The organism is Nonomuraea cavernae, from assembly GCF_040655715.1.
GTDB classification, from domain to species: domain Bacteria; phylum Actinomycetota; class Actinomycetes; order Streptosporangiales; family Streptosporangiaceae; genus Nonomuraea; species Nonomuraea cavernae_A.
On sequence record NZ_JBFAKL010000013.1, the window covers coordinates 217,546 to 225,822 of the forward strand.

Below are 8,277 nucleotides of genomic sequence, written 5' to 3' on the forward strand. Positions count from 1 at the left end.
CGGGCGTGCCTGACCGTCGGCCGGATCAGCGCCGTTCCACGGCGGGAAACAGCCGGCCACCTCTGAATCCCTCGAGATGGTCCGTGGCGGAGGTCCAGGTGATCCGCAAGATGACGCTTCCGGCCATGAACAGTTCAGCGATGGCGCACTATTCTGCATTGCTAAGTACCGGTAGTCAGTGTTACTTTGTACCAGTAGCTAGCGACACCAAGTAGCTGAAGGGAGGTGCCTATGGGCAAGCTCGTGACGGAGATGCTCAAGGGAACGTTGGAGGGCATCGTCCTGGCGATCCTGTCCGTCCGTCCCGCCTACGGCTACGAGATCACGGCGTGGCTGCGCGATCAGGGCTTCTCCGACATCGCCGAAGGCACCATCTACGCCCTGCTGGTCCGGGTCGAGCAGCGCGGCCTGGTCGACGTGGAAAAGGTCCCGTCCGAGAAGGGGCCACCGCGCAAGGTGTACTCCCTCAACGCTCAGGGACGGGAGTACCTCGAAGAGTTCTGGAGGACCTGGAGCTTCCTCGCAGAACGGCTCGAACAGCTCCGCGAGGGAAACAAGCAGACATGACTACCGGGTCGGACAAGCCGAAGAGCCGCTACCTGCAGTACCTGGAGATCGTCACCGGGTCATTGGACGAGAAGAAGCGCTGGCGGCAGTACAAGGCGCGCATCAAGCAGCTTCCCGACGACTACCGCACGGCCGTCGAAGCGCTGGAGCGATACCTGATGCACTTCGGGCCGGCGGACGGCGCCGGTGCGATGGCGATGTTCGAGGACCTGGCCGATCTGTTCGAGCAGAGCGTGGCCGACGGCACCCCGATCCGCGACATCTTCGGGAACGACCCGGTGGAGTTCGTCGAGGCGTTCGTGGCCAACTACCCGATCGGCCAATACAGGGTCCGCGAGCGCAACCGCTTCACCAGCGCCATCGCACGCGCCGCCGGCGAGAACACCGCGACAGAGGACAGGACGGACCGATGACGACACAGCAGACCCCGGCGATCCACGTGCATGGCCTGGAAAAGTCGTACAAGGAGCTGCGGGTGCTGCGCGGCGTGGACTTCACCGTGGCGCGGGGCAGCATCTTCGCCCTGCTCGGCACCAACGGGGCGGGCAAGACCACGGTCGTGAAGATCCTGTCCACGCTGCTCAAGGCCAACGCGGGAACGGCCCGCGTGAACGGCTTCGACGTCGCCACGCAGGCCGCGGACGTACGCGAGTCCATCAGCCTCACCGGGCAGTTCGCCGCCGTCGACGAGATCCTCAGCGGGCGGGAGAACCTCGTGCTGGTCGCCCGGCTGCGGCATCTCAAGGATCCGGGCGCGATCGCGGATGAGCTGCTCGCCCGCTTCTCGCTCACCGACGCGGGCGGACGGAAGGTCGCGACGTACTCCGGCGGCATGCGCCGCCGCCTGGACATCGCGATGAGCCTGATCGGCAACCCGCCGATCATCTTCCTCGACGAGCCGACGACCGGGCTCGACCCGCAGGCGCGCATCGAGGTGTGGCAGGCCGTCAAGGAACTCGCCGCCCAGGGCACCACGGTGCTGCTCACCACGCAGTACCTGGACGAGGCCGAACAACTCGCCGACCGGATCGCGATCCTCCACGAGGGCCGGATCATCGTCAACGGCACCCTGGCCGAGCTCAAGCAACTGCTCCCGCCCGCCAAGGTCGAATACGTCGAAAAGCAGCCGACCCTCGAGGACGTCTTCCTCACCCTCGTCGGCACGAAGGCATAAGGAGCAATGATGAGCAAGCACTTCTTCGGCGACACCGCCGTCCTGCTGGGACGGTCCCTGCGCCACATCACGCGCAGCCCGGACACCATCGTCACAACCGTGATCATGCCGATCGCCATGCTGCTGCTGTTCGTCTACGTGTTCGGCGGCGCGATCAGAACAGGGTCGGATTCGTATGTGAACTACATGCTGCCCGGCATCCTGCTCATCACGGTCGCCTCGGGCATCGCCTACACCGCGTACCGGCTGTTCATGGACATCAAGGGCGGCATCTTCGAGCGCTTCCAGTCGATGCCGACCGCGCGGTCGTCGGTGCTGTGGGCGCACGTGCTGACCTCGCTGGTCGCCAATCTGGTCTCGCTCGTGGTCGTGATGCTCGTGGCCCTGCTCATGGGCTTCCGCTCGGGGGCGGGAGTGCTGGCGTGGCTGTCGGTGGCGGGCATCCTGATCCTGTTCACCCTGGCGTTGACCTGGATCGCCGTCATCCCCGGCCTGTCCGCCACGACCCTCGAAGGCGCGAGCGCGTTCTCCTACCCGCTCATCTTCCTGCCCTTCCTCAGCTCGGCCTTCGTACCCACCGACACCATGCCCGGCCCGCTGCGCGTCTTCGCCGAGAACCAGCCGGTGACCTCCATCGTCAACGCCATCCGCGACCTGTTCGCCCAGCAGCCGGTCGGCAACGACATCTGGATCGCCCTCGCCTGGTGTGCCGGCATCCTGATCGTCGCGTACGGCTTCGCCATGAACACCTACCGCCGCAAGATCTCCTAGGGCGTATCGATCGAGCGTGTCCCGATCCCGATGATCGTGAAGGAAAGATCATGACTGAGTCCCCCCACACCGTCACGACGATGCCGGCCGAGCGCCAGCCCGGCTGTCCCTTCGACCCGCCCAAGGAGCTGATCGAGGCCCGCGAGCAGAGCCCGATCAGCCGCTTCCCCTTCCCCGACGGGCACCAAGGCTGGCTGGTCACCGGCTACGACCTGGTCCGATCGATCCTGGCCGACTCGCGGTTCAGCTCCCGCAAGGAGCTCATGCGCCACCACCCGACCATCGACTACGGCGACCTCGAGGTCCCCCCGGCGCCGCCCGGCGAGTTCCTGCTCATGGACGAGCCTCAGCACGGCCGCTACCGCAAACCGCTGGTCGGCAAGTTCACCGTCCGCCGGATGCGGCAGCTCACCGAACGCGTCGAGCAGGTCACCGCCGAGCACCTGGACACCATGGAGCAGGCCGGCCCGACGGCCGACCTGGTGACCGCGTTCGCCAAGCCCATCCCCGCCGTCATCATCTGTGAGCTGCTGGGCGTGCCGTACGAGGACCGAGGCCGCTTCCAGGAGAACATCGACAAGTTCCTCGGCGGCGAGGCCGGCGACGAGGAGCTGATCGCGGCCTACATCGCGACGCAGCAGTATCTCGCCGAACTGGTGACGGCCAAGCGCGCCGACCCCACCGACGACGTGCTCAGCGACCTGCTCGACAGCGACCTCACCGACGAGGAGCTGAAGGGGATGGCCCTGATCCTGCTGTCGGCCGGATTCGACACCACCGCCAACATGCTGGCGCTGGGCACCTTCGCGCTGCTGCGGAACCCGGAGCAGCTCGCCACGCTGCGCACCGACCCCACCCTCACCGACCAGGCCGTGGAAGAGCTGCTGCGCTACCTGAGCGTCGCCAAGCAGTTCCACAGGGTCGCGCTGGAGGACGTCGAGCTGGACGGCCACACCATCACGGCCGGCACGACGGTCATCCTGTCCCTCAACACCGCCAACCGCGACCCCGACCGCTTCCCTGACCCCCACGTACTCGACCTGCGCCGGCAGGACGGTGGCCACCTGGCCTTCAGCCACGGCATCCACCAGTGCCTGGGCCAGCAGCTCGCCCGCGTCGAGCTGCGGGTCGCGCTTCCCGCTCTGCTCAACCGCTTCCCCACGCTCCGCCTGGCCGTACCGGCCGACGAGGTCGCCCTGCGCCCGGAGGCCGCCGACATCTACGGGGTCAAGAGCCTCCCGGTCACCTGGGACGCGTAACCACGAACCGATGACAGGCTGTCGGTCAGCTTGTGCAGGTCCGGGGAGCCCGGCTCGTACACGGCGTGCCGCCCGTCGACGGCCTCGAACCCGATCAGGTCCCAGCCGCCCTCCTCGATGCGCCACAGCACCCGGGGTGCGACGGCCGCCACGTACGGGGCGATCATCCATTCCAGGTCCTGGGTACGGCGGCCCTCAAAGCAGTGTGCTTTGAGACCCGGATCGACGGGTGGCAGGTGCCGAACGTGCGTCCCTCGCAGAGCTTCTGCGGTCATGGGCGCGCTGGTGTCGTTTCCGGGCCGTAGCGGGCGCGCATCTGGTCGCCGGCGGCCGGGCCAGCGGTGAAGAGGAAGCGCGGGTCCGAGACCTCCAGGCCCGTCGCCGGGTCGATGACGGCCGGTTCCACCTCGCGGCCGGTGGCCGAGTCGATGAGGATCATGGCCCGTTCCCCGGGTTCCAGTTGGGCGTTGCGCCAGGCGGCCATCGCGACGAGGACCGGCCTCAGCGAGCGGCCGAAGTCGGTGAGCACGTACTCGTGCCGGACCGGGCGCTCCTGGTAGACCCGCCTGGCGAGAATGCCGTGGTCCACGAGCGTCCTGAGCCTGGCGGTGAGCATGCTGGAGGACAGGCCGATGTTCTCCTCGAACTGGTCGAAGCGGGTGTAGCCGTCGAAGCAGTCGTGCAGGATCAGCACGGTCCACCACTCGCCGATGTACGACATCGCCGTGGACAGGGGGCATTCGCGGTCCTCGACGCGGACGCGTGCGGGCATCAAGTCCTCCTCCGGGCCTCTGGGGCGTCGAGCGCGCCGGGCCACCCCATTTACTGCTAATCTAGCAGCTACTATGACTGCGAAAATAGAAGTGACTAGCGCCGACGCCTTCGCCCCCTACAGCGCCTCAGCCCTGCCCGAGGTCGTGGTCGCGTACCTCGACGCCCACGACGACAAGCGCCACGCCGACGCCTCGGCCACGTTCGCGCCGGCCGCGACCGTGCTCGACGACGGGAACACCTACGAGGGCATCGACGCGATCCGCACCTGGATCCGGAGGTCCTCCCACGAGTACACCTACACCAGCACCCGCATCGGACAGCACCTGCCTGACGACGGCCACGCGGTCGTGCTCGTGAGACTGGACGGCGACTTCCCCGGCGGCACCGTCACGCTCCGCTACCGGTTCGAGCACGACGGGACCCTGATCACCCACCTGACGATCAGCGCCTCCTAACCGGGAGGCGAACTCATCGGGCTTGGCCGGCGATCCACCGCAGCGCCGTACGCCCGGAGCGCGGTACGACCGGATGCGAGGAGATGCCCGGCCCGCCCTCGTCCGAGAGGAGATTGGGCGGAGTGAGTACGACGGCGGACGCGGTCACCGGGCCTTCCACACGGACGGGCGCGTCTGCTCGGCGATGCTCTCCTGCTCCGCGATGGCCTGGCACAACTTCACCAGGTCGTCGGCGTCGACCGTACGGTGCGCGCCCGCGTCCTCGACGGCCCGGGGGAATGGTCGCTCGCGCGTCGCCCAGAACCGTCCGGCGTCGCTGCGCATGATCCGCCACCCGGCGAACACCGGACGAGCAGCGACTACAGCCCTATCGTGTGTCATGGGTCAGGACCACCATCCTGATCAAGGGGTCCGTACGGCGGTTCCAGCGCCTACGGACCCCGGCTTCGATTGCGTCACCTCCGATTACAACAGCGAGTAGTTTTTTGATCACAGATGTGATCGAGGGACACTAAGGGTGGTCAGCACGTCCCCCTGGTCTGACAGCGAGGTGCTCACGATGGTGACCGAACTTCCCGCATGGGCCGTACGGCTGCGCGCCGAACGCCGCAACCGGTTCTGGAGCCAGAAAGAGATGGCCCGCCGTCTGGCTGAGGCCGCCGACGACGGCGTACGAGCCCGGCTCCCCTCCCGGGAGAGCATCGTCCGCCGGATCAAGGCGTACGAGGCCGGACACAACCAGCCCGACGACCCCTACCGCCTCCTGTACGTCCGCGTCTTCGACCTCACCGAGGACGAGCTGTTCGACCACAGCCCTGGAAACCTCGGGTTCGAGGGTGACGACGAGTGGGACGCTTTGGAACTGGCTCGCCGCGCCACCGCCACCGAGGTCGGGCGGGAAACCCTTGAACGGCTGGAACTGGCGGTCGATGACCTGGCCGTGGCCTACCCCGGGACGCCTCCCCGCGAGTTGCTGGTGCGGGTGCGCCGTCACCTCCTATACGTCTCCCAACTGCTGGACTCCAAGAAGACGCTCACCGAGCATCGGCGGCTCCTGGTGGCCGGCGGCTGGCTCTCGCTCCTCGCCGCGACCTGCCTCATCGACCTGCGCTGGTTTCCGGCCGCCGCCGCACGGCTTCGGACGGCTGTCCAGCTCGCCAAGGAAACAGAGCATCGCGAGATCGCCGCCTGGTGTCTGGAGACGGAGGCGTGGCAGGTCCTGACCGAAGGCGACTTCGGGCGAGCCCTGACCTTCGCCCAGGCGGCGCAACGAGTCGCGCCCAGCGGCAGCTCGGCGTACATCCAGGCGACCGCCCAGGAGGGCCGGGCCTGGGCGCGCCTGGGGCAAGCCCAGGAAACCCACGAGACGCTGAACCGGGTGATGCGGCTCGTCGAACCTCTGCAGGCCCCAGACCGGGCCGAACATCACTACCGGTACGATCCCGCCAAGTCCGACGCCTACCTCGCGACCACCTTGTGCTGGCTCGGTGATCCATCCGCCGAGCCGTACTCCCGAGGAGTGCTCGCCCGGCTGGAGTCGACGACCGACGGCCCGCCACGGCCACGCAGGGCCGTGGCCGCGCGGCTCGACCTGGCTCTCGCACTCCTGGCCGCCGACCAGCCCGACGAGGCGGGACACCTGACTCTCGCCGCGATGACCAGCGGACTCCTCGTACCCTCCAACTACTGGCGGGCAGCCGAGGTGGTCAGTGGCCTGGAAACAAGGCGTGCACCCGAGGCCGCCGAACTGCGCGAGGCGTATCGCGAGCTCTGCGGCCCTGCCGTCCAGCCTTCGTGATGATTGCTCTCGATCTCCCCGTGAGCGTCGCCTGGCCCGAGGGCGCCGCGAGAGAAGGTCACGTTACCCTGCCGCTCTTGGACCAGATGTCAGCGAAGTGCTCCACTTGCCGGATGACCAGATCGATGGCCTTCGCCTCCTGGCCGGGCCGCTGCCAGGCGCGCGCAGGCTGGACTCAGCGCAGCACGAGGCGCTGGTGGCGGCAGGGTATCCGGTGGTGCCGGCCGATGAGCTGGTCCGGGCGCTCGACCGTGACCCCGAGCTCCGTCCACGGCCGCTGACGCCGTGGGCTCGGCGGTTGACGGCGCTGCTGGCCGTACAGGAGAGGGAACGGACGGGGGTAAGCCTGTTCACCGACGTCAGGGGGCGGCCGGTGATCGTCTCCTGCGGGCCCGCCGGGGTGCGCTACCAGCACGAAGCCGACTACGACCGGCTCAACGCCCGGCTGCCCTCCCGCTCGGGCGGGCCGCGCGGGGTGCATGAGGTGGCCACCGCGCGCGGCGGCGACGGCCGGGTGGCGGTGGCCGCGCTGACCGTCGAGGGCGCGCTCCACCTGGGCACGGAGGACGGCTGGCGGCAGGTGGCTGAACCGGCCTCCGGAGTGGCGGTGCTGGCCTCGCCCTAGGGCGAGGTGCTGGCCTTTACGGCCTCGCCGGGGGATCTCGTGATGACGCGCTCCGGCTCGGACGCACGTCTGGCCTTCGCAGTGGCCGGGCGGGCGCGGGTTCTGGCCGCCGCCTGGGACGACAACGGCGACGCCGCCGTCCTGGTGCGCGAGGCGGGACGGCTGGCGCACTGGCGCTGGCCGCTGAAGGCGCTGCCCTCCTCCGTCACCGTGTGCGAGCTCCCCGTCGCCTCGGCAGCCATCTGTCCCGGACCTTGACACGAGCTTCAGGCGGTCGCCGTGGCCGAGGACGGATCCATGCGCTGGTGGGCGCAGCATTCCGATGGCGTGTGGGAACCCGCGAGCGGCCCCGATGCCCCGCGAGCGCAGGGCTCGGACTGGCGGCTGAGCGTGGCGGCACTGACGGGCGGCGAGCCGGCGTGCTGGCAGGAGAGCTGGGACAGCCGCTGGTACCCGGTCCGCCGCTAAGACTTAGGCAGATCGGATGTCTGCGACCGTCGGAGGATACTTCTCCGGCTTTCAGAGCTTTGACCTGCTGAGCCAGGCGTCCGAGTTTGGTCGAGGACGAGATCATCCCGCGTATATCCCGCAGACCTACCGATCGGCCGCCTGATGCCTGGCCCGCTCTTGTAGCCGACGGAGCCGGCGTTCGTACTGGCCCGCATATGACCTCTGGGCCTTGTCGACAGCGCGGATCAAGGGGCCCGAGGAGTGCTCATAGAGCTCCACCTCGAACGCGTCACTGTCGTAGTCGATGAGCTAGTACGGCAGTCGTAGATCGTGATCTGGTCATTGGCGAGTGAGGCGGGTTCGTTGGTGGAACCAGCGGGCGCGGGCTTGGTGACGTCGGCGCC

The 8,277-nt window shown here is 68.3% G+C and carries 12 protein-coding genes; 9 read left to right on the plus strand and 3 right to left on the minus strand.

What is annotated here, in order from left to right:
* Positions 1-231 precede the first annotated feature (231 nt).
* From AB0I38_RS21000 to AB0I38_RS21020, 5 genes are read left to right on the plus strand one after another with little or no spacing between them, the layout of a single operon-like run.
* Positions 232-567 (plus strand): PadR family transcriptional regulator, encoded by a 336-nt coding sequence (locus AB0I38_RS21000; RefSeq protein WP_358470300.1) that lies wholly within the window; start codon positions 232-234, stop codon positions 565-567.
* Complete coding sequence (locus AB0I38_RS21005; RefSeq protein WP_358470303.1) at positions 564-980, plus strand: DUF1048 domain-containing protein; 417 nt, start codon at positions 564-566, stop codon at positions 978-980. Before AB0I38_RS21000 ends, AB0I38_RS21005 begins: the two co-directional genes overlap by 4 nt.
* Entirely contained in the window at positions 977-1,741 is a 765-nt protein-coding gene (locus tag AB0I38_RS21010; protein WP_358470305.1) for an ABC transporter ATP-binding protein, read from the plus strand. Before AB0I38_RS21005 ends, AB0I38_RS21010 begins: the two co-directional genes overlap by 4 nt.
* Before the next feature lie 6 nt (positions 1,742-1,747).
* Positions 1,748-2,512: an ABC transporter permease gene (locus AB0I38_RS21015; RefSeq protein ID WP_358470308.1), complete on the plus strand. Its 765-nt coding sequence runs from the start codon at positions 1,748-1,750 to the stop codon at positions 2,510-2,512.
* A gap of 50 nt (positions 2,513-2,562) precedes the next feature.
* The gene (locus tag AB0I38_RS21020; protein WP_358470311.1) at positions 2,563-3,771 is read left to right on the plus strand and encodes a cytochrome P450; all 1,209 of its coding nucleotides are present in this window, start codon (positions 2,563-2,565) and stop codon (positions 3,769-3,771) included.
* On the opposite strand, the gene AB0I38_RS21025 is transcribed toward AB0I38_RS21020, so the two are convergent.
* Entirely contained in the window at positions 3,732-4,046 is a 315-nt protein-coding gene (locus tag AB0I38_RS21025) for a hypothetical protein (RefSeq protein WP_358470314.1), read from the minus strand. The two genes, AB0I38_RS21020 and AB0I38_RS21025, sit on opposite strands and share 40 nt — an antisense overlap.
* Positions 4,043-4,543: a winged helix-turn-helix transcriptional regulator gene (locus AB0I38_RS21030; RefSeq protein ID WP_358470317.1), complete on the minus strand. Its 501-nt coding sequence runs from the start codon at positions 4,541-4,543 to the stop codon at positions 4,043-4,045. The genes AB0I38_RS21025 and AB0I38_RS21030 overlap by 4 nt, the downstream gene beginning before the upstream one ends.
* Positions 4,544-4,634: 91 nt before the next feature.
* On the opposite strand from AB0I38_RS21030, the gene AB0I38_RS21035 reads away from it, so the two are divergent.
* The gene (locus AB0I38_RS21035) at positions 4,635-5,000 is read left to right on the plus strand and encodes a nuclear transport factor 2 family protein (protein ID WP_358470320.1); all 366 of its coding nucleotides are present in this window, start codon (positions 4,635-4,637) and stop codon (positions 4,998-5,000) included.
* 144 nt (positions 5,001-5,144) lie between these two features.
* On the opposite strand, the gene AB0I38_RS21040 is transcribed toward AB0I38_RS21035, so the two are convergent.
* Positions 5,145-5,324, minus strand: coding sequence for a hypothetical protein (locus tag AB0I38_RS21040; protein WP_358470323.1), 180 nt, complete (start codon positions 5,322-5,324; stop codon positions 5,145-5,147).
* A gap of 235 nt (positions 5,325-5,559) precedes the next feature.
* On the opposite strand from AB0I38_RS21040, the gene AB0I38_RS21045 reads away from it, so the two are divergent.
* The 3 genes from AB0I38_RS21045 (at position 5,560) to AB0I38_RS21055 (ending at position 7,681) form a co-directional block, all read left to right on the plus strand.
* Positions 5,560-6,798: a helix-turn-helix transcriptional regulator gene (locus tag AB0I38_RS21045; protein ID WP_358470326.1), complete on the plus strand. Its 1,239-nt coding sequence runs from the start codon at positions 5,560-5,562 to the stop codon at positions 6,796-6,798.
* A gap of 106 nt (positions 6,799-6,904) precedes the next feature.
* Positions 6,905-7,423: a hypothetical protein gene (locus tag AB0I38_RS21050; RefSeq protein WP_358470329.1), complete on the plus strand. Its 519-nt coding sequence runs from the start codon at positions 6,905-6,907 to the stop codon at positions 7,421-7,423.
* A 42-nt stretch (positions 7,424-7,465) separates the two neighbouring features.
* Positions 7,466-7,681 (plus strand): hypothetical protein, encoded by a 216-nt coding sequence (locus AB0I38_RS21055; protein WP_358470332.1) that lies wholly within the window; start codon positions 7,466-7,468, stop codon positions 7,679-7,681.
* Positions 7,682-8,277: the final 596 nt, after the last annotated feature.

Excerpts from the sequence above, each read along its gene's own strand:
- AB0I38_RS21025 (WP_358470314.1), bottom strand. The coding sequence starts at position 4,046 with ATGACCGCAGAAGCTCTGCGAGGGACGCACGTTCGGCACCTGCCACCC.
- AB0I38_RS21000 (WP_358470300.1), top strand. The coding sequence starts at position 232 with ATGGGCAAGCTCGTGACGGAGATGCTCAAGGGAACGTTGGAGGGCATC.
- AB0I38_RS21045 (WP_358470326.1), top strand. The coding sequence starts at position 5,560 with ATGGTGACCGAACTTCCCGCATGGGCCGTACGGCTGCGCGCCGAACGC.
- AB0I38_RS21030 (WP_358470317.1), bottom strand. The coding sequence starts at position 4,543 with ATGCCCGCACGCGTCCGCGTCGAGGACCGCGAATGCCCCCTGTCCACG.
- AB0I38_RS21015 (WP_358470308.1), top strand. The coding sequence starts at position 1,748 with ATGATGAGCAAGCACTTCTTCGGCGACACCGCCGTCCTGCTGGGACGG.
- AB0I38_RS21040 (WP_358470323.1), bottom strand. The coding sequence starts at position 5,324 with ATGCGCAGCGACGCCGGACGGTTCTGGGCGACGCGCGAGCGACCATTC.
- AB0I38_RS21010 (WP_358470305.1), top strand. The coding sequence starts at position 977 with ATGACGACACAGCAGACCCCGGCGATCCACGTGCATGGCCTGGAAAAG.
- AB0I38_RS21005 (WP_358470303.1), top strand. The coding sequence starts at position 564 with ATGACTACCGGGTCGGACAAGCCGAAGAGCCGCTACCTGCAGTACCTG.
- AB0I38_RS21055 (WP_358470332.1), top strand. The coding sequence starts at position 7,466 with ATGACGCGCTCCGGCTCGGACGCACGTCTGGCCTTCGCAGTGGCCGGG.
- AB0I38_RS21020 (WP_358470311.1), top strand. The coding sequence starts at position 2,563 with ATGACTGAGTCCCCCCACACCGTCACGACGATGCCGGCCGAGCGCCAG.